This is a genomic window from Micromonospora sp. LOL_021 (assembly GCF_048060215.1).
Lineage (GTDB): Bacteria > Actinomycetota > Actinomycetes > Mycobacteriales > Micromonosporaceae > Micromonospora_E.
In genome coordinates, this window is record NZ_JBHMIN010000017.1 from 1 (window position 1) to 22,973 (window position 22,973).

16 protein-coding genes are annotated in these 22,973 nt (G+C 72.8%); 8 read left to right on the top strand and 8 right to left on the bottom strand.

The features are described from left to right. Positions 1-329: 329 nt before the first annotated feature. The 3 genes from ACFHWT_RS13615 to ACFHWT_RS13625 form a co-directional block, all read right to left on the bottom strand. Positions 330-2,087: an ABC transporter ATP-binding protein gene (locus ACFHWT_RS13615; protein WP_416594965.1), complete on the bottom strand. Its 1,758-nt coding sequence runs from the start codon at positions 2,085-2,087 to the stop codon at positions 330-332. Beyond that, positions 2,084-3,895 (bottom strand): ABC transporter ATP-binding protein, encoded by a 1,812-nt coding sequence (locus ACFHWT_RS13620; RefSeq protein ID WP_416594966.1) that lies wholly within the window; start codon positions 3,893-3,895, stop codon positions 2,084-2,086. Before ACFHWT_RS13620 ends, ACFHWT_RS13615 begins: the two co-directional genes overlap by 4 nt. 194 nt (positions 3,896-4,089) lie before the next feature. Beyond that, positions 4,090-4,740 carry a TetR/AcrR family transcriptional regulator gene (locus tag ACFHWT_RS13625; RefSeq protein ID WP_416594968.1) on the bottom strand — a complete coding sequence of 217 codons (651 nt, stop codon included), beginning with the start codon at positions 4,738-4,740 and terminating at the stop codon, positions 4,090-4,092. Between the two features lie 282 nt (positions 4,741-5,022). Between ACFHWT_RS13625 and ACFHWT_RS13630 the strand changes: the two genes are divergently transcribed. The 5 genes from ACFHWT_RS13630 to ACFHWT_RS13650 all read left to right on the top strand — a co-directional run bounded on the left by ACFHWT_RS13630 (position 5,023) and on the right by ACFHWT_RS13650 (position 10,198). Beyond that, complete coding sequence (locus ACFHWT_RS13630) at positions 5,023-5,232, top strand: ferredoxin (RefSeq protein ID WP_416594969.1); 210 nt, start codon at positions 5,023-5,025, stop codon at positions 5,230-5,232. A gap of 85 nt (positions 5,233-5,317) precedes the next feature. Then, on the top strand, positions 5,318-6,898 hold the full coding sequence (locus ACFHWT_RS13635; RefSeq protein WP_416594970.1) for an ABC transporter substrate-binding protein: 1,581 nt from the start codon (positions 5,318-5,320) through the stop codon (positions 6,896-6,898). Further along, positions 6,895-7,857 carry an ABC transporter permease gene (locus ACFHWT_RS13640; RefSeq protein ID WP_416594971.1) on the top strand — a complete coding sequence of 321 codons (963 nt, stop codon included), beginning with the start codon at positions 6,895-6,897 and terminating at the stop codon, positions 7,855-7,857. The genes ACFHWT_RS13635 and ACFHWT_RS13640 overlap by 4 nt, the downstream gene beginning before the upstream one ends. Next, complete coding sequence (locus ACFHWT_RS13645) at positions 7,854-8,690, top strand: ABC transporter permease (protein WP_416594972.1); 837 nt, start codon at positions 7,854-7,856, stop codon at positions 8,688-8,690. Before ACFHWT_RS13640 ends, ACFHWT_RS13645 begins: the two co-directional genes overlap by 4 nt. Continuing rightward, positions 8,687-10,198: an ABC transporter ATP-binding protein gene (locus tag ACFHWT_RS13650; RefSeq protein WP_416594973.1), complete on the top strand. Its 1,512-nt coding sequence runs from the start codon at positions 8,687-8,689 to the stop codon at positions 10,196-10,198. The genes ACFHWT_RS13645 and ACFHWT_RS13650 overlap by 4 nt, the downstream gene beginning before the upstream one ends. Before the next feature lie 24 nt (positions 10,199-10,222). Here ACFHWT_RS13650 and ACFHWT_RS13655 read toward each other — a convergent pair whose 3' ends face one another. Further along, the gene (locus tag ACFHWT_RS13655) at positions 10,223-11,545 is read right to left on the bottom strand and encodes a CobW family GTP-binding protein (RefSeq protein WP_416594974.1); all 1,323 of its coding nucleotides are present in this window, start codon (positions 11,543-11,545) and stop codon (positions 10,223-10,225) included. 44 nt (positions 11,546-11,589) lie between these two features. Between ACFHWT_RS13655 and rpmB the strand changes: the two genes are divergently transcribed. The 3 genes from rpmB to rpsN are packed head-to-tail and all read left to right on the top strand — an operon-like array spanning position 11,590 to position 12,295. After that, the gene (gene rpmB / locus ACFHWT_RS13660) at positions 11,590-11,823 is read left to right on the top strand and encodes a 50S ribosomal protein L28 (protein WP_416594975.1); all 234 of its coding nucleotides are present in this window, start codon (positions 11,590-11,592) and stop codon (positions 11,821-11,823) included. Continuing rightward, a complete protein-coding gene (gene rpmG, locus ACFHWT_RS13665) occupies positions 11,823-11,990 on the top strand; it encodes a 50S ribosomal protein L33 (RefSeq protein ID WP_289212977.1) in 168 nt (55 codons plus the stop codon). Before rpmB ends, rpmG begins: the two co-directional genes overlap by 1 nt. Beyond that, positions 11,990-12,295: a 30S ribosomal protein S14 gene (gene rpsN / locus ACFHWT_RS13670; protein ID WP_416594976.1), complete on the top strand. Its 306-nt coding sequence runs from the start codon at positions 11,990-11,992 to the stop codon at positions 12,293-12,295. Before rpmG ends, rpsN begins: the two co-directional genes overlap by 1 nt. 81 nt (positions 12,296-12,376) lie before the next feature. Here rpsN and ACFHWT_RS13675 read toward each other — a convergent pair whose 3' ends face one another. The 4 genes from ACFHWT_RS13675 to ACFHWT_RS13690 are packed head-to-tail and all read right to left on the bottom strand — an operon-like array spanning position 12,377 to position 22,963. Further along, positions 12,377-14,104 (bottom strand): ABC transporter ATP-binding protein, encoded by a 1,728-nt coding sequence (locus tag ACFHWT_RS13675; protein ID WP_416594977.1) that lies wholly within the window; start codon positions 14,102-14,104, stop codon positions 12,377-12,379. After that, positions 14,101-15,861 (bottom strand): ABC transporter ATP-binding protein, encoded by a 1,761-nt coding sequence (locus ACFHWT_RS13680; RefSeq protein ID WP_416594978.1) that lies wholly within the window; start codon positions 15,859-15,861, stop codon positions 14,101-14,103. Before ACFHWT_RS13680 ends, ACFHWT_RS13675 begins: the two co-directional genes overlap by 4 nt. Beyond that, on the bottom strand, positions 15,858-22,715 hold the full coding sequence (locus ACFHWT_RS13685; RefSeq protein ID WP_416594979.1) for an amino acid adenylation domain-containing protein: 6,858 nt from the start codon (positions 22,713-22,715) through the stop codon (positions 15,858-15,860). The genes ACFHWT_RS13680 and ACFHWT_RS13685 overlap by 4 nt, the downstream gene beginning before the upstream one ends. Beyond that, on the bottom strand, positions 22,712-22,963 hold the full coding sequence (locus ACFHWT_RS13690; protein WP_416594980.1) for a tautomerase family protein: 252 nt from the start codon (positions 22,961-22,963) through the stop codon (positions 22,712-22,714). Before ACFHWT_RS13690 ends, ACFHWT_RS13685 begins: the two co-directional genes overlap by 4 nt. Positions 22,964-22,973: the final 10 nt, after the last annotated feature.

A 22,973-nucleotide genomic window follows, 5' to 3' on the forward strand; every position in this document is an offset into this window, starting at 1 on the left:
GCGAAGCAGGAACCCCCTGGGGCGACCCAGGGAATCCCCGTTCCTTCAGGGCGGGGAGGAAGTCAACGCCATACTCCTTCGGTGGTCACAGGCCGATCTTCCCGGTGGCCCAGTACGCATTGACCGTGACGTCACGGCGACGCGGGCCCTTGGCGCGCAGCAGCGCGCGGGCCCGCTGGGCGGTCCGCGCGTGCCCGGCCAGCATGATGCGGACTCGTACGGAGGCGGCCGCCTCGATGCGGTCGGTCCAGGCGGTGAGGGCGGTACCCGCCCCGTCGCCGACCGCGCGGGTTCTGCTCTTCGAAGGTCGGCATCGTGGATGCGTCCTCTCAGGAGGTGGCGGGTGCCGGGGCGGCGGGGGCGAGCCGCCAGCCACCGGCGCGTTCGCGCTCGCGCCAGAACGCGGCATACCGGCCGTCGGTGGCCAGCAGTTCGTCGTGACTGCCTTGCTCGGCGACGCTGCCGCTGTCCAGCACGAGGATCTGGTCGGCGTCGCGGACCGTCTGCAGGCGGTGTGCGATGACCAGCAGCGTCTTGTTCGCGGTCAGCGCGGTCAGCGCTTCCTGGACCGCGGCTTCGTTGGCCGGGTCGAGCGCTGCGGTCGCCTCGTCGAGCAGCACGATCGGGGCGTCCTTGACGATGGCGCGGGCGATGGCGATGCGCTGACGTTCCCCGCCGGACAGCCGGGCCCCGCCCTCACCGACCCGGGTCCGGTAACCGTCGGGCAGCCGGTCGACGATCTCGTCGACGCGGGCCAGCCGCCCGGCGCGTTCGATGTCATCGTCGGTGGCGTCGGGGCGACCGGTGCGGATGTTGTCGGCGATCGTGGCGTCGAACAGGTAGACGTCCTGGAACACCAGCGACAACTGGGCCATGAGCTGCTCGGTGGTCTGCTCGCGCACGTCGGTCCCGCCGACCCGTACGACGCCGGCATCGACGTCGAAGAACCGGGCGACGAGCCGGGTGATGGTGGTCTTGCCGGAGCCGGACGCACCGACCAGCGCGGTCATGCTGCGGGGCGGCACCCGCAGGCTCACGTCCGACAGCACCGGCCGCTCGGTGGTGTAGCCGAAGCTGACCCCGGCCAGTTCGATGCTGCCGTCACCCGGATGGCCGGCGGCGGGGTGGGCCGGTTCCGGCAGTGTCGCGGTACGTAGCAGTTCGTCGATCCGGGTGAGGGAGTTGCGGGCGATCCGCAGCGCACCGCCGAGGTCGGCCGCCGTGACCAGCGGCTCAGCGAACCGGATCACCAGGACGAGCAGAGCGATCAGTTCGGCCGCGTCAACGTCGCCGCCGACGGCGAGTGCGGCACCGACGAGGAGCACGGTGGTGACGGCGACCTGCACGGTGAGTACGAAAGCGGCCAATCCTGGAACGGCGCGGACGAGTTGTGCCCGTCCGGCGCGTGCCTGTTCCGTCAGGGACGCGTCGAGTTGGGCGAAGCCGTCGCGGGCGCGGCCGTGGGCCCGCAGCACCGCCTGGGTCTGGGCGTACTCGACGACCCGGGCGGCGGCCTCCGCCCCGGCCGCGTCGACGGCATGGTCGCTGGCGGCGACCAGGTTGCCGGTCCACCGGTAGACGAGGATCAGGACGGGGACGGTGAGCAGGGTGGCTGCCGCCAACCGCCAGTCGAACACGGCGAGTACGGCGACCACGGCGGCCGGGGTGACCACGGCGGAGACGACCGGCTGCAGCAGGTGCGCCGGTACCCCCATGATGTCGACGACGCCCTGGCTGGCCAGCCGGGCGACCCGGCCCACCTTCTCCCCGGTGAACCAGCCCAGCGGCAGCGCGGCGAGGTGGTCGCCGGTGCGGTGGTGCACGGCCCGGGACAACGCCATGCCGACGCGGTAGCCCAGTTGCGCCTGCACGTAGTAGGCGGCCGCGGTGGCGGCCACCGCCACCGCCAGGACACCGAGCCACCGCCAGGCAGCCGTGGTGTCACCGGCCAGCAGGGCCCGCAGCACCGGAACGAGCAGCGTGAACACCACCGCCTGCAGCAGGCTGTAGACGATCATCGCGGCCAGGTGTCGGCGGAGTGGACGGGCATAGTCGGGGCCGAGTACCCGGCTGAGCAGGCCGATCATCGCGTTACCTCCAGCGATTCGACGGTGGCGGTGTGTGGTGCCCACCGGCCGGCGCGTTCGTGGGCCTGCCACAGCTGGCTGTACCGGCCGTCGGCGGACATCAGGTCGGCGTGCCGGCCGCGTTCGACGACGCGGCCGGTGTCGAGCACGACGATCTGGTCGGCGTCGACGACAGTGGACAGCCGGTGCGCGATGACCAGCAGCGTCCGCCCGGCGATCAACGTGGACAGCGCGTCCTGGATCGCGGCCTCGGATTCCGGGTCGGCGAACGCGGTGGCCTCGTCGAGCACCAGGATCGGCGCGTCGGCCAGGAGCGCCCGGGCGATCGACACGCGCTGTGCCTCGCCACCGGAGAGGTGCGTGTCAGCGCCGAGGACCGTGTCGTATCCGTCCGGCAGGGCGAGGATCCGGTCGTGGATCTGCGCGGCCCGCGCGGCGGCGTGAATCTGCTCGTCGGTGGCGTCCGGCCGGGCCAGCGCGATGTTGTCCCGCACGCTCGCGCGGACGAGCTGGACCTGCTGGAAGACGAACCCGACCCGCCGGTACAACTCATCGCCAGCGATCTGCCGCAGGTCGACGCCGCCGAGCGTGATCGCCCCGGAGTCGACATCATGGAACCGCGGCAACAGCGACGCCAGCGTCGACTTGCCCGAGCCGGACGATCCGACCAGCGCGGTCACGGTACCGGGCTCCAACACCAGATCGACGCTGGCGAGCACCTCGGTGCGACCGTCGTAACTGAAGCCCACCTGATCAAACACGACCCGGTTGCCGTCGGGCATCTGCGTCGCTGCGGGTTCCGGCATCGAGGGTGTCTCGAGCAGCGCGATCACCCGGCCGGCGGCCTGCCGGGCCAGGCGCAGCTCGTTGGCACCGTAACCCAGGGTCAGCACCGGCGCGGTCAGGCCGAGACCGAGCAGCACGAACGGCAGCACCTCGGCGGGCCGCACCCAGCCGTTCGCGGTGAACCAGGTGCCCCAGCCGAGCACCACCAGCAGCATCACCGGCGGTGCGACCAACGCGCTGGCGACCGCCTCCGCGCGGACCATCCCGGTGGCCCAGGCGCCGAAGAAGTCCGCGAAGTCGTCGGTGGCCTGCCGGAACCTGCGGTGTGCCCGGCGGGCCTGCCCGAACGTCTTGATCACCGCGATGCCCTGTACGAACTCCACCACCGCTGTGTTGATCCGGGCCAGCGCGGCGGTGTACTGGGCCATCTTCTCCGGATAGCCGCGCATCATCACCGCGTACACGGCCACGAACAGCGGCACCGTCACCAGTGTCAGCAGCGCCAGCCGCCAGTCGACCCACAGCAGGTAGCCGAGGGCCACCAGTGGGGTCACCATCGCTGCGGCCAGATCCGTCAGTGCGTGCCCGACCAGGTGGTGCATCGCGCCCACGTCGTCCTGCACTGCCTTCTTCACCTGCCCGGCCGACCGGTCGGTGAACCAGCCCAGCGGCACCGTCGCCAGGTGGGCGGCCATCCGCCGGCGTATCTGCAACTGCAGCTGCACATCGGCGAAATGGGTGATCCCACCTGCGGCGGCGAGCGTCACGAACCGCACCAGCAGCCCACCGGCCGCCCAGACCACGATTGCCCACACCCGGCCCTCGTCGACGGGCCCGGCCGCCAGCAGGGTGCGGCCGATCTCGGCGACCGCGATGAACGGCACCAGCGACGCCACCGCCGAGACGATCTGTAGCAGCACCGCGAGGACCAGTTGGACCCGGATCGGGGCCAGCAGCGCCGCGAGTGCCTTCGGATCGGACGTCCTTGCCCGTCCGGCGGTGTCCGTGTCGTTCGTGCTCATGCCGACACCTCGGGCATGCCGACGCCCAGCGTCGGTGACGGGTCAGTGGGAAAGCACGGAAAAGCCATTGCCTCACTCCGGTTCACCACATGCTGCGTACGGTGTAAACAAAGGATAGGCTTGCCTGATTAACCGGCGACGTCAAGGTCGCGTCCATGCCTGGTGCAACAACGACCGGACGACCGACCGGCCGGTCATCCGTTCGGATGGTCAGCGGGCAGTGCGCCCCGGATCAGCGCGGTGAGGCCCGCCGCGTAGACCGCTTCCGCGTCGAACTCGACGAGCAGCGGCATGATCGACCGCATCCGTGGAAGCTCGTCCAGTGGCGCCCGGCGGGCCAACTCGTCCCGGCGGGCCCGGGTGGTCGGGTCCTTCGGCGGATGGGCCGACGCCAGATGCCCCAGCGTGTACTGCCACAACGCCGCGTAGACCCCTAGCGCGTCGCTCCCGTGCACCCCTGCGGCGGCCAGTGCCTCCAACACCGCCTCGGTGAACCGCAGCGCCTGCGGCGCGAACAGTTCGCCCTCCCGAAGTACGTCGACCACCCACGGGAACCCACCGAGATACCCGTGCAGGGAATCGAACAACGTGAACAACCGCCGGCCTGACGGGCCGTCGACGACCGGGAGTGGCAACCCGGACGCCACATCGTCGAGTACCAGGATCAACAGCTCGCGCTTGTCCGACACGTGCCGGTACAGCGCCATTGCCGAGCAACCCAGTTCCGCCGCCACTCTCCGCATCGACACCGCACCGACGCCCTCGCTCTGTGCGAGCCGTCTCCCTGCCGCGACGATCGTCGACCGATTCAGTTCCCTGCCGCCCATAGCCACCGACGATGCCATGCCCGCATCCGTTCGACGCCCCGAGGACCGGTGTCTCAGGTGCCTCGGTGGCGGGGCTGACCTGCCGGGACGCCTGGCTGTCAGGCCTGGCGGGTAGGGGGCCTGTCGAGGACGACTGCTATCACCTAAAATGGCAATCATTTTCGGCCGACCTGCCCTGAGCTTGATCGCGGACTCGGGCTGTCGGATGGACGGGAGTGATGACGGTGGACGGTCGACGGGAAGGGTGTCACGACATGGCACAGCCGGGTCGGGGTGCTCGAGTGAGTTACGGCCAGCCGGATGGCTGACCTCGTCGTGGACCCCGATCGGTGCGTTGGTGCCGGGCACTGTGTCCGGTTGGCGCCGGAGCTGTTCGATCAGGATCCGGTGACCGGTGTCGTGGTGGGGCGGGGTGGGGCGGCTGATCCGCTGGACGGTGACGCGCTACGGGAAGCGGTCGCGCTCTGTCCCTCTGGTGCGCTCCGGTGGGGCGGGCCCTCAGCTAGTTGACAATGGTTTTCATCTCAACCATGCTGTCTGGGTGCGGGTGTTCCCGCGCTTCCTGTGCTCGACCCTCCCCGAGGAGCATCCCTTGGTGCGTACTTTTGATCGGCGAACGCTGCTGCGGGCCGGCGCGGTGTCCCTGGCCGCCGCCGCGGGCGTGCCCATCCTCTCGGCCTGCTCGACCGACGACACCGCCTCCACCGCACCGGCCGCAGGCACGCCGACACCTCGACCCGGAGGAACCCTGCGGGCAGCGTTCGTCGGCGGTGGAGCCGCCGAGACGCTCAACTTTCTGATGGGACCGACCGGTCTGGACTACGTCCGGGCCCGCTGCGTGCACGGCGCGCTCGGCGTGCTCGATCCGGCGGCCGAGCACGGCGTCCGGTACGGCGTCCTGGAGCGCATCGACGTCAGCGACGACCTGCGCACGTACACCGTGAAGGTCCGACCCGGCGTCACCTTCACCGACGGCTCCACCCTGACCGCCCGCGACGTGCTCTACTCGCTCAACGCCCCGGTTGCCCTCGGGTCGCTGCCGTTCCTCAAGCCGCCGTCGCAGAACTTCGACCTGGCCGCCGCGACCGTCGACGACGACCTGACCCTCGTCCTGCCGACGCTGCGCCCGATCGCCGACGGCCGGCTCGTGCTCTGCCAGAGCACCCTGGTCTTCAAGGACGGCACCACCGAGTTCACCCCGGACATGCCGACCTGCGGGCCGTTCACCCTGACCGAGTTCGAGCCCGGTCAGGGCGCCGCCTTCACCCGGCACGACGACTACTACGGACTGTCCCTCTGCGGCGGGCCGTACCTGGACGGACTCGAACTGCGGACCATCCCGGACGCCACCGCCCGGGTCAACGCCCTCACCGGCGGCCAGGTCGACTTCGTCAGCGACATCGGTCCGGTGGCCGCCCGCACCGTCGAGGGCGACGAACGGTTCGCGGTGGCCGTGTCCGACCTGCCGTACGCCACGTCGCTGTCCTTCGGGCTCAACCTGGCGTTCGCGCCGTTCGCCGACGTGCGGGTCCGGCAGGCGGTCAAGTACGCGATCGACCGCGAGGCCATCGTCCGCAACGTCTTCTTCGGCCGGGCCTTCGCCGGCAACGACCTGCCGTCTCTCGGATTCAGCGACTACGCCGACGAGATCGAACAGCGGCCATATGACCCGGACCGGGCCAGGGCGCTGCTCGCCGAGGCCGGTGTCGGCACCATCACGGTCGCGGTCACCACCGCGCCGGAGGTGGCGGGCATGGCCGAGACCGCGACGGTCGTCGTCGAGAACCTCAAGGCGGTCGGCATCGACGCCACCCTCGACCAGCGGCCCACCGGGCAGCTCTTCTCCGACTTCGCGGCCTACGTGCAGTTGCCGTTCGCCGCCAGCTACACCCCGCCGGTGCCGCCGCTGTCCAGCTATGCCGCGACCCGTACCGCCGGCTCGCCGTCCACTTTCGGCTTCGACCGCCCCGACATCGACGAGCTCGTCAGCCAGGCCCGTGGGGCCACGGACGCCGACCAGCGTCGGACGGCGGCGGTGCAGGCCCAGCGGCTGATCTGGGCGGAGGGCAACCAGGTGATCCCGGTCTTCGCGCCGTCCATCAACGGGCACGCCACCACGGTGTACGGGGTGCGTGACGAACCGTTCAGCAGCTTCGAGCAGGCATACCTGGCGTGAGTCTGCTCCGGGTCGCCGCGCTCGTCGTCCGGCGTACCGCCGGCGCGGTGCTGGTCCTCGCCGTACTGTCGGTGTTGATCTTCACCGTCACGGAGGTACTGCCGGGCGACGTGGTCGGCGTCGTCGCCGGTGCCGACGCCAGCTTGTCCGAACGGGAACAACTGCGCCGGGAGCTCGGCCTCGACGCGCATCCGGTCCACCGGTACGTCGACTGGGCGACCGCCGCACTGCGCGGCGACCTGGGCACCGGTTACGTCGGCCGGCGCGAGGTGACCGAGGTGCTCGTCGACCGGCTGCCGAACAGCCTGCTGCTGACCAGCTTGGCGATGGCGCTGGCGGTGCCGCTGGCCGTCGCGGTCGGCCTGGTCGCGGGTATGCGGGCCAGCCGGCGTACGGACCGGCTGCTCAGCGCCGCGACCCTGGTCGCGGTCGGTGTTCCCGAGTTCCTCGTCGCGGCGTTGCTGGTGGCGGTGTTCGCCGCCGGCCTCGGTCTGCTGCCCGAGGTCTCCCTGGTGCCGCTCGGCGGCCGGCCGTGGGACGAGCCCCGAATCCTGGTGCTGCCGGTCGCGGCGCTGGCGGTCGCGGCGCTCGCCGCCGCCGCACGGCTGCTGCGGGCCTCGGTCGCGGAGATCGCTTCGGCACCGTACGTCGAAGCGGCCCGGCTGCGGGGGGTGACCGGTTTCCGGCTCGCCGTGCGACACGTGCTGCCGAACGCGGTGGCACCCGCCGTACAGGTGACCGCGGTCATGTTCGCCGGTCTGATCGGTGGCGCGGTGGTCGTCGAGACCTTGCTCAACTACCCAGGGATCGGCTACGAGCTTCAGCAGGCGGTGGCCAACCGGGACGTGCCGATGGTGCAGGGGCTGGCCCTGGCGATCTGCGCCACCGCGCTGGTCCTGCTGCTGCTCGGTGACCTCGCCCAGCTCGCGCTGAGTCCTGCGGCACGGGGGCGGTCATGACCGATGCCGCGCCGGCGATGGCGGTCGGGCGGGTCGCCCACTCCCGGGTGACCCTGCTGTTCGCCGGGTTCGCAGCCGTCGGCGTCGTACTCGTCGCGCTGGCCGGCCCACTGCTGGGCACCGGGTCACCGACAGCACCGGTGGGACTGCCCTTCGAGGCACCTACCGGGGCGTACCCGGCTGGCACCGACGCAGTCGGTCGCGACGTGCTGAGCCGCCTGCTGCACGGTGGTCGCGCTGTGGTGCTCCTCGCTATCGGCGCGACCGCTCTCGCCAGCCTGTGCGGGGCGCTGCTCGGCTTGTTCGCCGGACTGATCGACCGACGGATCGGCGAACTGGTCGTCCGGGTGGTGGACGTCGTCGCGGTCGTGCCCGGCCTGCTGGTGCTGCTGGTGCTGGCGGCCGGCTTTCCTGGCAGCGACAGCGCGGTCCTCGTCGGGGTGGCGCTGGTCAGCCTGCCGTTCTCGGTGCGGGTCGTGCGTGCGGCGACCTGGCAGGTCGCGGTGCGTGGGTTCGTCGACACCGCGCGGGCGCGGGGGGACAGCCGATGGCGGATCATCCGGCACGACCTCGTCCCGAACATCGCCGGCACCATGCTCGCCGAGGCCGGCATCCGGTTCTCGGCCGCCGTACACCTCACCGCCACCGCCGGTTTTCTGGGCCTCGGCGCGGGCCCGCCGACCCCGAACTGGGGCCGGATGGTCAGCGAGAACGCGTCCGGGATCGGCCTGACGATCTGGCCGGTACTGCTCCCGGCGCTGCTGCTGGTGCTCTTCACCGTGTCGGTGAACCTGCTCGCCGACGACCTCGCCGCCCGGTGGACCGACCGGTGAGCGCCGATCAAGGGCTCGCCGAGGTCGACGGACTCGTCGTCGGCCCGGTCTTGGGCGGGCCGCCCACCGTCGACGGCGTGCGGCTACGGATCGCGACCGGCCAGGTGGTGGCGATGATGGGACGTTCCGGATCCGGCAAGAGCACGACGGCGCTGACGCTGCTGGGACACGTCCGGCCCGGACTGGCGCTGCGGGCCGGCACCGTCCGGGTCGCCCGGTACGATCCGTTCACCCCGGCCGGTGCCGCGGCGGTCCGCCATCGCCATGTCGCCTACCTGCCACAGGACGCCTCCGCCACGTTGAATCCGTCCCGTCGGCTCGCCAGCCAGCTCGGCGAGGCCGTCGCCGACGCCGCACGGCGCGGCGAGACCCAGGGCGGTGCGACGGTGGCGCACCTGCTGGAGACCGTACGGCTGCCCGCCGACCGGGAGTTCCTGCGCCGGTACCCGCATCAGATCTCCGGCGGCCAGGCGCAGCGTGTCGCGTTCGCCATTGCCCTCGCGGCCGATCCGGACCTGCTCGTCCTCGACGAGCCGACCGCCGGCCTCGACCCGGTGCTGGCCCGTGGCGTACGGGACCTGATCAGCTCGTTGACCGGGCACCGGGCCACCTTGCTGATCAGCCATGACCCGGATCTGGTCCGGTCGGTCAGCGACGAGGTGGTCGTCCTGGACGGGGGTCGCCCGGCGGTCACCGGACCGCCCGGCCGGGTGCTCGCCGCGCCGGCACCGACCGGGCCCGGACCCGCCCCCGGGCCGGCCGACCCGGTGCTCGCGGTACGCGGGTTGGGCACCCGGCACGGCCGGCGTACGGCGCTCGCCGACGTGGATCTCGACGTCGCGGGTGGGGGTTGCCTCGCCGTGGTCGGGCCGTCGGGTGCCGGCAAGTCGACGCTCGCGCGATGCCTGGTGGGGTTGCACTCCTACGACGGAGCCGTCCTGCTCGACGGTGTGCCGCTGCCGGCGACCACTCGGCGGCGCAGTCCCGCCCAGCGACGTGACCTGCAGCTGGTGGCCCAGGACAGCGCGGGCGCGCTGAACCCTCGGGAGACCGTCGGCCACGCCCTGCTGCGTCCGCTGCGGCAGCTGCGGGGCCTCGACCCGCGAGCGGCCCGAGCGGCAGCGGCCGAGTTGCTGGACCGGGTGCGTCTGCCGGCCGGCGCGGCCGGTCGACGACCGGGTGCACTGTCCGGTGGGGAGCGTCAGCGGGTCAACCTCGCGCGGGCGTTGGCCTGCCGGCCCCGGGTGCTGATCTGCGACGAGGTGACGTCCGCGCTCGACGTCGCGACGGCCGGTACGGTGCTGGCGCTGCTCGCCGAGTTGCGGCGCGATCTGGGGCTCGCGGTGGTGCTGATCACCCACGACCTCGCCGCCGTGGCCGGATGGACCGACGATGTCATGGTGCTCGACGCCGGCACGGTGGTGGAGTCCGGCCCGACCCCGGCGGTGCTCGGCTCACCGCGGCACGAGGTCACCCGGACCCTGCTCGACGCGGCGGGCGGCCGGTGACGAGGGGAGCCGCCGGGCCTAAATTCACGACGGTTCGACCGTCGTGGAGTGCGCCGGTGCGGTGTCGTCGTCGAGCGGAAAGCAGCCGGCGAACGGGTCCGGCAGGTCGCGCCAGCGGTCGAACCCGTCGGCGATCTCGTCGTCGGTGAGCAGGCACGCGGTCAACAGGTCGGTGATCGCCGTCGCGTCGACTCGCAGGCCGACGAAGGCCAGCGCCGTGCGGCGGTCACCATAGTAGGGATCCCAGTTCAGGTCGGCGGCGATGCGGCGGTAGTCGCTGGCCTCGCCCCACCGGTCCGCCGGCAGCGCCGCCAGCCAGTAGCCGAGGCTGCCCATCGCGACGCCGCCGCCAGCGAACTCGAACCCCACCACGGCGTCGGGCTGGCTGGCGATCCACAACTGTCCCCGCCCCCGGAGCAGGTCCTCGGTGAGGTCCTCCAACGCGTCGTGCAGCCGCTGGGGGTGGAACGGGCGGCGGGTCTCGAACAGCACCGACACCACGCCGCAGTCGCTGTCGCTGTCGCTGTCGCTGTCGGGAGCGTGCACGGCGATCGGAAAGCCTTCCAGGGCCCGACCGAGCGGGCCCGGCGCGGCCGGGTCGTGCCGGCCGGTGCGCAGCAACGCGGCCGCCAGATCGCCGTGCTGTCCGGTGTCTTGTGGCCCCGTGTCGTGCTTGGCGCCAATCTTCAGGTGCCGGGCCCACGGCGCGAGCCGGTACAGCAGAGCGGACAGCCGCGCCCGCTCGAAGGGGCCGCCGGAGCGTTCCCATGACACCACCGTGTCGGCGTACTCGATTTGGCGGACCACCACCTCGGCGACGGCCCGGTAGTCGTCGTCGGCGGCGTGCAACCGGCGGTCGCGCAGGTCGTCGGTGCTGGCGAGATCGTCGAGCAGGGACGCGGCGTCGACGACCGTGACGTACGAGTCGAACCGCACCACGTCGGTCACCGGCGCTCCGTCGACCAGGCAGTGCGCACACGCGGCCGCGACCGCCTCGGGCTCGACCACGGTGGGCAGCACCAGCACGATCCCGTGTGCCGGATGCTGGCCGGCCAGCCGGGCCAGGGTCGGCAGGACGTCCTCGCGCAGCGTGCACGACACACAGCCGTGTACGAGTTCCACGGCGGCGTCCTCGACCAGCCCGTCCGCGCCACGTACCGTGCGGCGCACCCGTCCGGCGCGGATCGCGCTGATGTCGTGGCCGACCACGAGCAGTCGTTCGTCGGCGCTCAGCAGCTGCCGCGCCACGGTGGCGGCCGCCGCCTCGGAGAAGCTGGTGAGGACGGTGACGGCGGGACGTTGGTCGAGGTCCGGTGAAGAAGCGGTGGCAGTCGGGTGGGTACTCACCCCGCCATCTTGTTGGAAATGGTTGTCGTTGTAAAGTGGTCACCATGTCGAACATCTGTGATGTCACCGGTGCCAGGCCGAGCTTCGGCAACGCGGTGTCCCACTCCCACCGCCGCACCCGCCGCCGGTGGAACCCCAACGTTCAGCGCCGCCGGTTCCGGCTCGCCGACGGGCGAGCCATCCGTCTCAACGTGAGCACCACCGGTCTGCGGATCATCGACCGCGACGGCATCGACGCTGTCGTCGCCCGCCTGCGTGCCCGGGGAGTGCAGATCTGATGGCCCGTAGCACCGAGATCCGGCCCGTGATCAAGCTGCGCAGCACCGCCGGCACCGGCTACACCTACGTCACCCGCAAGAACCGCCGCAACGACCCCGACCGGCTGGTGCTGCGCAAGTACGATCCGATTGTCCGGCGACACGTCGAGTTCCGGGAGGAGCGCTGATGGCCCGCCGCAGCCTGGTCGAGCGGGAGAACCGGCGGGCGACCCTGGTCGCCCGCCACGCCGACCAGCGGGCCGCCCTCAAGAAGCTGATCTCGGCGCCCGGCACGGAGCCCGACCAACGGGCCGATGCGGTCCGCGACCTCGCCGCACTGCCCCGCGACTCCAGTCGGGTCCGGCGCCGGACCCGCGACGCGATCGACGGTCGGCCCCGTGGCGTACTGCGCCGGTTCGGCCTGTCGCGGGTGCGCTTCCGTGAGATGGCGCTCCGCGGTGAACTGCCCGGCATCCGCAAAGCGTCCTGGTAGAACCTTCGGTACTGTCCGGACAGGTCACCGGCCCGCCCGGTACGAGGGACACTCGGCACCACAACCGGCGGAGCGGTCAACCTAACGGTCGACGAGGCGCCAGCCCTGCGACTCGACCCGTTCCCGCCAGAACGAGGCGTACAGGCCGTCCCGGTCGACGAGTTCGTCGTGGGTGCCCCGGTCGCTGATCCGCCCGTCGGACAGGACCAGGATCTGGTCGGCGGCCTGCACGGTCTGCAGCCGGTGGGCGATGACCAGCAGGGTGGCCCGGCGGGCCAGCGCGGCCACCGCGGTCTGCACCGCGGCGTCGGCCTCGGCGTCCAGGGACGCGGTCGCCTCGTCGAGCACGACGATCGGCGCGTTCTTGAGCAGGGCCCGGGCGATCGACACCCGCTGGCGCTGCCCGCCGGACAACGCCGTACCTCCCTCACCGACCGGGGTGTCCAGCCCGGCCGGCAGGTCGGCGACGACGTCGGCGAGACCGGCCCGGTCGATGGCCTCGCGCACCTCGTCGTCGTCGGCGTCCGGCCGGCCGAGCCGGATGTTGTCGGCGAGGGTGCCGTCGAACAGGTACACGTCCTGGAAGACGAACGACACCCGCGAGGCCAGGTCCGCCGGAGCCATGTCCCGTACGTCGACCCCGCCGACGCGTACCGCCCCGGCGTCGGCGTCCCAGAACCGGGCCAGCAGCCGGGCCACCGTCGTCTTGCCGGCGCCGGACGGCCCGACCAGCGCGGTCATGCTCCGCTGCGGCAGTGTGAAGCTGACCCCGCGCAGCACCGGCCGCCCGTCGTAGCCGAACCGCACGTCGTCGAAGACGACCTCGGAACCGTCCGGTCGCCGGGGCTGACGCGGCTCGGGCAGCGTCGCGGCCCGCAGCACCCGGTTCACCCCGGCGAGGTGCCCCGCCGCCATCCGCAGCGACGCGCCGAGTTCGGCGGCCGTGGCCAGCGGCTCGGTGAACCGGACCGTCAACACCAGTACGGCGGTCAGCGTCGCCGCGTCGAGCGCGCCGCCGATCGCCAGGTAGACCCCGAGCAGCAGTACGGTGCCGAGCAGGACCCGGACGGCGAACCCGAAGGAGACCAGCCCGACGACGGCGCGGCCCAGCAGGGCGTGGTCCGCGCGGCTCTGCGCCAGCAGGGCGTCGTCGAGCAGCCGGTGCTCGCGGGCGGTCCGCCCGTACGCCCGCAGCAGCGGCTGCGCCTGAGCGAACTCGACGATCCGGGCCGCCGCGTCGTCCATCACCCGGTGCCGGTCGGCGTCGGCGCGGGCCACCGCCCGGTTGCTCACACGCAGGATGAGCAGCAGCAGCGGGGCGGCCACCGCGACGGCGGTCCCGAGTCGCGGCTCGACGACCAGCAGCGCCAGCACCACCACGAGCGGTGTCACCGCGGCGGTGACGATCGGCCGCATCAGGTGCGCGGGCACGTTCATCAGTTGCAGTACGCTCTGGCTCGCCAGCCGGCTGACCTCGCCGGTGCGGGCCGGGCCGAACCAGCCCAGTGGCAGCTGGGCGATCTTTTCGCCGAGCCGCTGGTGCAGCACCCGGGCCACCGACTGCCCGGTGGCGAAGCCGAGGTACTGCCCGGACCAGGTCAGCGCGGCGTAGCAGGCGACCGCGACGCCGAAGGCGGCCAGCCAGGGCAGCGCCGCCGCTGGCCGCTCGCCGAGCGCCCCTCGGAGCAGCGGCACCAGCAGGGCGTACGCGACGCCCTGGGCGGTGGCCGCCGCGACCAGCAGGATGAGCAGTCGCCGCAGTGGTCCGGCCTGGGCGGGGCCGAGTGCGGCGGACAGGGCGCGGATCATGCCGACTCCTGGGCGAGACTGGCCGGTGCCGGCCGGTTGGTTTCCTGGGCCTGCCACATCCGGGCGTACCGCCCGTCGCGGGCGAGCAGTTGGGGATGGGTGCCCTGCTCGACGATTTGTCCCTGGTCGAGGACGACGATCCGGTCGGCGGCGCGGACGCTGGCCAGCCGGTGCGCGATGACCAGCAGGGTGCGGCCGGCGGCCAGCGCGGACAACGCCCGCTGGATCGCGGACTCGGCGTGCGGGTCGGCGTAGGCGGTCGCCTCGTCGAGTACCAGCACCGGCGGGTCGGCGAGCAGCGCCCGGGCGATGGAGATCCGTTGCGCCTCACCGCCGGAGAAGGAGACGTCGACGCCGACGACGGCCTCGTAGCCGGTCGGCTCGGCGACGATCCGGTCGTGGATCTGCGCGGCCCGCGCGGCGGCTTCGATCTCGTCGGGGCCGGCGTCCGGGCGGGCCAGCGCGATGTTCTCCGCGACGCTGGCCCGCAGCAGGATCACGTCCTGCAGGACGAACCCGATGGTGCGGTGCAGCACCGCCGGGTCCAGCTCCTCGACGGCGACTCCGCCGACACTGACCAGGCCGGCGGTCGGCCGGTGGAAGCCGGCGATCAGCCGGGCCACCGTCGACTTGCCGGCCCCGGAGGGCCCGACCAGCGCGGTGACGGTGCCCGGGACGAGTTCCAGATCCACGCCGTCGAGCACCTGGCGGGTGCCGTCGTAGGAGAAGCTGACCCCGGTCAACCGGACCGACGTGCCGTCCGAGTGGCCGGTACCGCCGCCGACCTGGTCGTCGGGGTGATGGATGAGCGCGGCGACCTCGGCCGCCGCGCCGAGGCCGGTCCGCAGCGCCTGCACTCGGCCGCCGATGCCGGCCGCCGGCGCGGCCACCGCCGGTGCCAGCAGCACGAACGCCACCAGCGCCGACGGCGTGAGCTGCCCGACGACGGCGGCGGGTACGCCGACGCCGAGCACGATCAGCAGGACGACCGGTGCGGTGACCACCAGCTGCGACGCGGTGGTGATTCCGGTGGTGCCGGCGGCCCAGCGGGCGAAGAAGCCGCTGAACGCCTCGGCGGCCTGGCGGAACCGGCGGTGCGCGACGCCGGTCTGGCCGAAGGTTTTCAGCACGGCGATGCCGTCGACGAACTCCACCGCCGCGCTGTTGATCTCCCGGGCCGCCTGACCGTACGCCGCCATCTTCGGTCCGGCGCCGGCCATCGCCCGGCGGAACAGGCCGAGCCCGGCGGCCAGCGGCAGCAGGCTGATCAGGGCGAGCCACCAGGCGACGCTGGCCAGGTAGGCGACCGCGACCAGTGGGGTCACGACCACGGCGGTCACGTCGAGCACGGTGTGTGCCACCAGGTAGTGCATGGTCTGCACGTCGTCGTGCACGATCTTCTTCACCCGGCCGGAGCCCTGCTGGGTGAACCAGGTCAGCGGCATCCGGCTGAGCCGGTCGGCCAACGCGCGCCGCAGTCGCAACTGCAGCCGGCTGTCGGCGAGGTGGGTGACGACGGTGGCGGCCGTGGCGAGCAGGACGGCGGCCACCGCCGCGCCCGCGCCGGCCAGGGCCACCGGCCACACCGTGCCGGTCGCGGCGGGGCCCAGCAGCCGGTCGCCGACCCGCGCCATCGCGATGAGCACGCCGACGCCGGCGGCGCTGGCCAGTGCCTGCAGGACCATCGCGAGGGCGAGTGGGGCGCGGACCGGGCCGAGAACCGTGGCCAACGGTCGGGGTCTGTCGGTGTCGGTCATAGTAGTCCGAAATCGTACTCGTTTTCATTAGTGTCGTGGGTCTCCGCTGCGACAGCCGCAGCCACCTCGGCCACCGTCGCCGCCGCCAGGAACCGCCGGACCGGCACGTCGACGCCGTACCGCTGCCGTATCGAGGTGAGCATCCGCAGCGCGCTGACACTGTCCCCACCCAGCGTGAAGAAGTTGGCCTCCCGGTCGGCCACCGGCACACCCAGCAGCTCCTGCCAGAGCCGCGCGACCGCCGTCTCGGTGTCGCCGGACGGTGGCCGTGCCTGCGGATCGTCATCGGTCGCCGCCGCCAGTTCGCTCAGCGCGGACCGGTCCACCTTGCCGTTGCCGGTCAGCGGCAGCGCGTCGACGACGGTGATCCGGGCCGGAATCGCGTACCCGGGCAGCCGCTCGCCGAGGAACCGGCGCAGCGCGGCCGTCACGTCCGAGGATCCGTCGCCGGCTTCGACGAACCCGTGCAGCCGACGGGCGGCACGGCCGCCGGTGACCACCACGACAGCCCGTCCGGTGCCCGGGTGTGCCTCCATGGCGGCCTCGATCTCGCCGAGCTCCAACCGGTGGCCGCCCACCTTGACCTGATGGTCGACGCGACCCAGGAACTCAAGGGTGCCGTCCGGCCAGTAGCGGCCCAGGTCGCCGGTGCGGTACCAACGGCCCGACCGGTCGGTGACGAACTTTTCCGTGGTCCGCGCGGGATCACCCCGGTAGCCAAGGGCCACCCCACGGCCGCCGATCCACAGCTCGCCGGCCACCCAGTCCGGCCGGTCCCGTCCCGCGTCGTCGACCACCCGGTACGCCTGGTTGGCCAGCGGGAACCCGTACGGCACCGACCGCCAGTGGTCGGGCACCTCGGCCACCTCGAACGCGTTGGACCAGATCGACGCCTCCGTGGCGCCGCCGAGCGCGACCAGCCGGCACGCCCCGTCGGCGCGTCCGGCGGTCGCGGCGGCCAGCCGGCCGGGCAGGTCCAGGCCGACCCAGTCGCCGGACACCAGCGCCAGCCGCAGGCTCGCCGGTAGCCCGTCGGGTTCGGCCGCCACCAGCAGCATGTCCAACAACGTCGGTACGGTGTTCCACAGTGTCACGCCGTGCGCGGCGACCAGGGCGAGCCAGCGGGGGGCGTCGCGTCGCTCGTCCTCGGCGGGCAGCACCAGCGTGCCGCCGGCGCCGAGGACGCCGAAGATGTCGTACACCGACAGGTCGAAGTCGAGCGCGGACAGGGCGAGTACCCGGTCGTCCGGCCCGACGTCGAACCTGGTGTTGACGTCGGTGCAGGTGTTCGCCGCCGCGTCGTGGCTGATCTCGACGCCCTTCGGGGTGCCGGCGGAACCGGAGGTGAAGATGACGTACGCCGGATCATCCGGGTCGACCGGCACCGGCGCGGCCAGCGGCGTCGCCGCGAGCGCGGCCGCCACCGACAGCGCCGGGGCCGTGCCGGTGTCCACGTCGTCGGCGGTGATCACCGCCGTGACGCCCGCGTCCCGGTAGATCCGCTCGCGGCGCAGCGCTGGCTGCTCCACCCCGACCGGCACGTACACCGCGCCAGCGGCGAGGACGCCGAGGGCCGCCACCACCTGGTCCGGGCCCTTCGGCAGGGTGATCGCCACCGGATCGCCACGGCGTACCCCGACGGTGACCAGCGCGCCCGCTGTCCGCAGCGCCCGCTCGGCCAGCTCGGCGTAGGTCATCGTGGCGGGACCGCCGCCGCTGTCGTGCCAGATGAGCGCCGGGTGCTCCGGTGCGTGGCGGGCGGCGGCGAAGGCGCGGCCGTGCAGCGACTGCCGGGGGATCGGCGCGTCGGTGTCGTTGATCCGTTCCCGGACCGTCCGCTGCCCGGCCGGCAGCAGCGCCGGTACCGGCGTGTCCCAGCCGGCACCAGCGAGATGGTCGAGCAGGCCCAGGTAGGCGTCGAACATCGCGTCCAGTACACCGGGCAGGAACAGTTCGTCGACGCTGTCCCAGGTCACCAGCAACCCGTCGTGCGACTCCAGCACCTGGTTGTCCAGACACACCTGGGGTGACTGGGAGATGCCCCAGACCGGTTGCGGGAACGGCTCCGAGCGGTCCATGGACACCCCGTCGCCGACGCCGATCGCGCTGGTGAACACGACCGGCATCGCCTCCATGCTGCCGGTGACCCGGGCCAGCTCACGCAGCAGCCAGGACGGGCTGACCTCGCGGTGGTCCAGGTCTTCGCCCATCCGCCGGTGCAGCGCGGTGGCGTCGGTCAGGAAGGTGCCGCCGCCGGTCGGCCGGTAGTCGGCCAGCGACAAGGTGGTGAAATCGCCAAGCACCCGGTAGATGTGCGGATGCGCGTCGCGTCGGTTGAACAACGTCAGGGTGACGGTCAGGTCGCGCCGGCCGCTCCAGGCGCCGAGCACCTCGGCGTACGCGGCGAGCAGCACCGTCGACGGGGTGAGCCCGTGCCGGCGCGCCCGGTCCCGGATCGCCGCCCACGCCGGCGGTGCCAGCCGGTGCTGCCGGCGGGTGAACCGGGGCCGGGTCACCTCGGCCGGGTGGCGGGTGGTCGGCAGCTGCGGCGCGGGCGGAAGGCCGGCCAGGCGTTGGGTCCAGTACCGCTGGTCCTGCTCGACGACCTCGGGATCCGGGCGGACCTGCAGCAGGTAGTCGCGAAACGACACGTCGATCGGCGGTAGGTCGGCGTCCGGCTGCCGATAGAGCAGGTCGAGTTCGGTGTAGAGCGTCATGATCGACAACGCGTCGAAGACGATGTAGTCGAGTCCGACCGCGACCCTGGTACGCACCTGCCCGGCGGCGCGGTAGCGGACCGCCGCGACGTCGAACAGTGGCCAGCGGGACAGCTCGGTCAGCAGATGCGACCGGGTCGTCCGGAGTTGCGCCAGCGCCGTGGCCGGATCGGCGTCGCCCACATCGACCTGGTTCACCAGGTCGACCAGGTCCATCCGCACCGGCGGCACCTCGGGCAGGATTCGCTGGTTGCCGTCGGCGTCGAACACGGCCCGCAGCATCTCGTGCCGGTCGACCAGCCGTTGCCAGGCGTGTCGCAGCCGATCGAGGTCGACGTCGACGCCGTCGAACTCGGTGTACTGCCAGGTGCCGACGCCACCGAGCGGCAGTCGGGGATCCCGGCCCACGAAGTAGGCGCGCTGCACGTCCGTTGGCGGGAACGGTTCGTGCCGGTGCGCCAGGTCGGCGACCACCACCGGTTCGGCGACCTGGCTCGGGTCGGTGGCCGGCGTACCGGGCCGGGTCGCGGCGTCGTCCAGTGTCAGACCGGTGGCGAAGTCCGCCAGCCGGGGGTTGGCGAACAGGGCGGCCAGCCGGGCCCCCCGCACGCCGCTGCCGCGCAGCCGGACCAGCAGGCCGGTGGCGAGCAGCGAGTCGCCACCGAGGGCGAAGAACGAATCGTCCCGGCTCACCCGGGCCACGCCGAGCAGCGCGGACCAGACCTCGGCGACCAGCGTCTCCAACGCACCCTGCGGCGGCTGCGCCGGCCGTTCACCGCCGCGCCGCAGCTCGGCGTCGGCGGTCAACGCCGACCGTACGGCGGACCGGTCCACCTTGCCGTTGCCGGTCAACGGCAGTCGCGGCCACACCGTGACGCTGTCACACCGCATGTGCTCCGGCAGCCGGTCGGCGAGCCAACCGTCCAGATCGTCCGGCGGGCCGGCGTCCGTTCCGGCGGACGGCATCGTGACCGCTGCGGCCAGCCGGCGGGTCGGACCCTCGCCGGTCACCACGGCGATCGCCTGCTCGATCGCCGGGTGGGCGACCAGCGCCGCCTCGACCTCGCCGAGCTCGATCCGGTGCCCCCGGATCTTGACCTGATGGTCGGCCCGGCCCAGGAACTCCAGGGTGCCGTCGGGCCGGTAGCGGGCCAGGTCGCCGCTGCGGTACCAGCGCCGTCCGGCGTACGTGACGAACGTGTCGGCGGTGCGCTGCGGGTCACCCCGGTAGCCACGGGCGAGGCTGGCGCCGCCGACCCACAACTCACCGGTCACCCAGTCGGGCCGGTCCCGGCCATCGGCGTCGGCCACCCGGCAGAGCACGTTGTCCAGCGGTACCCCCCAGGGCATCGACGTCTCCTGCGGGCCACCCGGCGGCACCTCGTACACGGTGGAATGGATCGCCGCCTCCGTCATCCCGCCGAGGGCGAGGAACCGGCAGGCCGGGGCGACGGTCCGCAGCCGGTCCGGCAGGTCCGGGCCGATCACGTCGCCGCCGAGCAGGACGGCCCGCAGCGCCGTCGCCGGCTGCTGCTCCGCTGCCGGCTGGTGTTCCGTCGCAGCGTCGGGTGTTTCCGCAGCGTCGGCCGTCGCCGCCCGGTCCGTGGCGGCGACCAGCAGCATGTCGAGCAGCGCCGGCACGGTGTTCCACACGCTGACCCGGTGCCGGGTCACCAGTCGCCACCAGCTGGCCGCGTCGCGCCGCTGGTCCTCACCGACGACCACCAGTGTGCCGCCGGCGGTGAGCAGGCCGAAGACGTCGTACACCGACAGGTCGAACTCCAGCCCCGACAGGGTGAGCACCCGATCGTCGGGGTTGACGTCGAGCCGGGCGTTCAGCGCGTCGACGGTGTTCATCGCCGCCGCGTGGGTCATCTCCACCCCCTTTGGATCCCCTGTGGATCCGGAGGTGAACAGCACGTACGCGAGCGCCTGCGGGTCGACCGGCGCGGGCGTCGACGGTGCCAGCGTCGCCGCGTCGCCGACCAGCATCGGCCGGGCGCCGGCGGCCGACACCAGGTCCCGGTGGTCCGGGTCGGTGAGTACCACCCGTACCCCGCCGAGGGCGTGCACCCGGGCCCGACGGTGGGCCGGCTGGTCGATGCCGACCGGCACGTAACAGGCACCGGCGGCGAGCACGCCGAGCACCGCCACGATCTGGTCGGTCCCCTTGGGCAGGGTGACGCCGACCGGGTCACCGGGGCGCACCCCGTGGGCGGCCAGGAGTGTCTGTACCCGCGCGGCGGCATCGGCCAGCTCGCCGTAGCTGACCGTGCGTTCGCCGTCGATGACGGCGGGCTGGCGCGGCCGGTCGGCGGCGTGCCGCAGGAAGCCGTCGTGCAGACAGCGCGCCGGCCGGTCGACCGCCGTCGCGTTGACCTTCTCCCGGGCCGACGCCTGCCCGGCCGGCAGTATCGACCCCACCGGGCGCCGCCATGCTCCGTCGGTGTCGACCAGCGCCTCCACCAGCTCCCGGTACGCGGTGAAGGCGGCCGTCGCCACCCCGTCGGCCAGCACGTCGAGCCGCACGTCCCAGTTCAGCAGCAGGCCGCCGTCGAGTTCGGTCACCTGGGCGTCGAGCCACACCTGCGGGCCCTGCGAGATGATCCACGACGGCGTACCGAAGGTGTCCTGCAGCGCCGTGTCGTAGATCTCGCCGAGGCCCAGCGCGCTGGTGTAGACGACCGGGGCGAGTACCGGCCGCCCCGCCTGACGGGACAGGTCGCGCAGCACCTCCACCCCGGCGTACGCGCCGTGGTCGACGGCCGCGTGCAGGTCCGACTGCACCCGGCGGGCCCGCTCGGTGAACGGCAGCACCCCGCCGGTGTCCACGCCGAGCAGCACCGAGCTGGAGAAGTCACCGACCAGCCGGTCCACGTCGGACACCAGCGGCTCCCGGGCGAACAGCGGCAGGTTGAGCAGGAACCGGCGGTCGTCGCTGAACGCCCCGAGCACCTCGGCGAAGGCGGTCGCCAGTGCGGCTGCCGGCGTCACCTGGTGTCGGGCCGCCCGATCCAGCAGCGCCCGCTTGCGTCGCGGGTCCAGCCAGTGGTGCAGCCGTTCGCTGTGCGCGGCGGCACCCGGCCGACCGGCGTCCGGACGCAGCGGTAGCTGCGGACCGCCGGGCAGATCCCCGAAGCGGTCCCGCCACCAGTCGCGGGCCCGGTCCCGGTCGGTCGCCGCCGCCCGCCGGTGGGCGGCCAGGTAGTGGGGGAAGCTCGAGGTGACCGGCGGCAGTGGTTCCTCCGGCCGCTGGTACAGCCGGCGCAGGTCGTTGAGCAGGATCCGCATGCTCAACGCGTCCGCGACCAGCATGTCGAGGTCGACGTGCAGCCGGGTGGCACCGTCGGGCAGCAGACTCACCGCGACGGCGAGGACCTCGCCGCGTTCGACGTCCATCCGCTGGTGGGTGTACCGCTGCCGAAGCCCGGCCAACCGCTGGTCCACCTCCCGGGGTGCCTGCGACCGCAGGTCGTGCACGGTCAACGCCGGTCCACCCTCGGCGGCGATCTGCTGCCTCCCGGTGTCGCCGAAGCGGGCCCGCAGCATCCCGTGCCGGGCCGACAGCGCGGCCAGTGCCCGGTCCAGGGTCTGCGGGTCGACGCCGTGGCCGTCGAACTCGACGTAGAAGTGGGCGGCGACCCCGCCGTACGGTTGGCTGTCCTGCCGGCCGATCCAGTACGCGTACTGCATGGTCGCCAGCTCGAAGGGTGCCGCCGGGTCGACCGGACCGGTGGTGTCGTCGGTCGGTGTCGTACCCGGCCCGGCGTCGGCACCCACGCCGTCGCCGCCGTCGGTGTCCTCGGCGAGGCTGCCGGCCGAGGCGTCGGTGCGGCCCCCGGTCGGGGTGCTGGCGAGCGCGGCGGTCCACTCTGCCAGCGTCGGTGCCTCGGCCAGTTGCTCGAAGGTGACCGGGTGTCCGGCCCGGCGCCATCCGGAGACCAGCCGGATCAGGGTGAGCGAGTCCAGTCCGAGCGTGAACAGGTCCGCGTCGGGAGTCAACTCGGCGTACTCGACGTTGAGGGCCGCGGCGACCGCCGCGCGTACCGGGTCGGTGCCCGGCGACGGTGTACCCGCGCCAGCGGCGCTCCGGTCGGTGAACCCCTGGTCGGCGGTGTGTGGGAACGGGATGGTCATCGTGCCTGGCCTTCGCTGTCCGTCGGCTGCCGGCCGTTGTCCTGTCCTGCCACCGACACCGGCGGCTTGGCCGGTACGCCGCCGATGCCCCAGCGGTCGGCCGGCGCGGCCGTCAGGACCACCCAGGTCTGCGCCCGCGCGTCCTCGCCGAGCACCTCGCCGACGGCGTCGGACAACCGGGTGACGAGCGCCTCCTGCACGGCCGGGGTGAGTCGTTCCTCGAAGATGCGGACGTCGATGAAGGGCATGAGATCTCCG

Bases quoted from the DNA above. Each gene is read 5' to 3' on its own strand.
- ACFHWT_RS13615 (WP_416594965.1), bottom strand. From the start codon at position 2,087: ATGATCGGCCTGCTCAGCCGGGTACTCGGCCCCGACTATGCCCGTCCA.
- ACFHWT_RS13620 (WP_416594966.1), bottom strand. From the start codon at position 3,895: ATGAGCACGAACGACACGGACACCGCCGGACGGGCAAGGACGTCCGAT.
- ACFHWT_RS13625 (WP_416594968.1), bottom strand. From the start codon at position 4,740: ATGGCATCGTCGGTGGCTATGGGCGGCAGGGAACTGAATCGGTCGACG.
- ACFHWT_RS13630 (WP_416594969.1), top strand. From the start codon at position 5,023: ATGGCTGACCTCGTCGTGGACCCCGATCGGTGCGTTGGTGCCGGGCAC.
- ACFHWT_RS13645 (WP_416594972.1), top strand. From the start codon at position 7,854: ATGACCGATGCCGCGCCGGCGATGGCGGTCGGGCGGGTCGCCCACTCC.
- rpmB (WP_416594975.1), top strand. From the start codon at position 11,590: ATGTCGAACATCTGTGATGTCACCGGTGCCAGGCCGAGCTTCGGCAAC.
- rpmG (WP_289212977.1), top strand. From the start codon at position 11,823: ATGGCCCGTAGCACCGAGATCCGGCCCGTGATCAAGCTGCGCAGCACC.
- rpsN (WP_416594976.1), top strand. From the start codon at position 11,990: ATGGCCCGCCGCAGCCTGGTCGAGCGGGAGAACCGGCGGGCGACCCTG.
- ACFHWT_RS13675 (WP_416594977.1), bottom strand. From the start codon at position 14,104: ATGATCCGCGCCCTGTCCGCCGCACTCGGCCCCGCCCAGGCCGGACCA.
- ACFHWT_RS13680 (WP_416594978.1), bottom strand. From the start codon at position 15,861: ATGACCGACACCGACAGACCCCGACCGTTGGCCACGGTTCTCGGCCCG.
- ACFHWT_RS13685 (WP_416594979.1), bottom strand. From the start codon at position 22,715: ATGACCATCCCGTTCCCACACACCGCCGACCAGGGGTTCACCGACCGG.
- ACFHWT_RS13690 (WP_416594980.1), bottom strand. From the start codon at position 22,963: ATGCCCTTCATCGACGTCCGCATCTTCGAGGAACGACTCACCCCGGCC.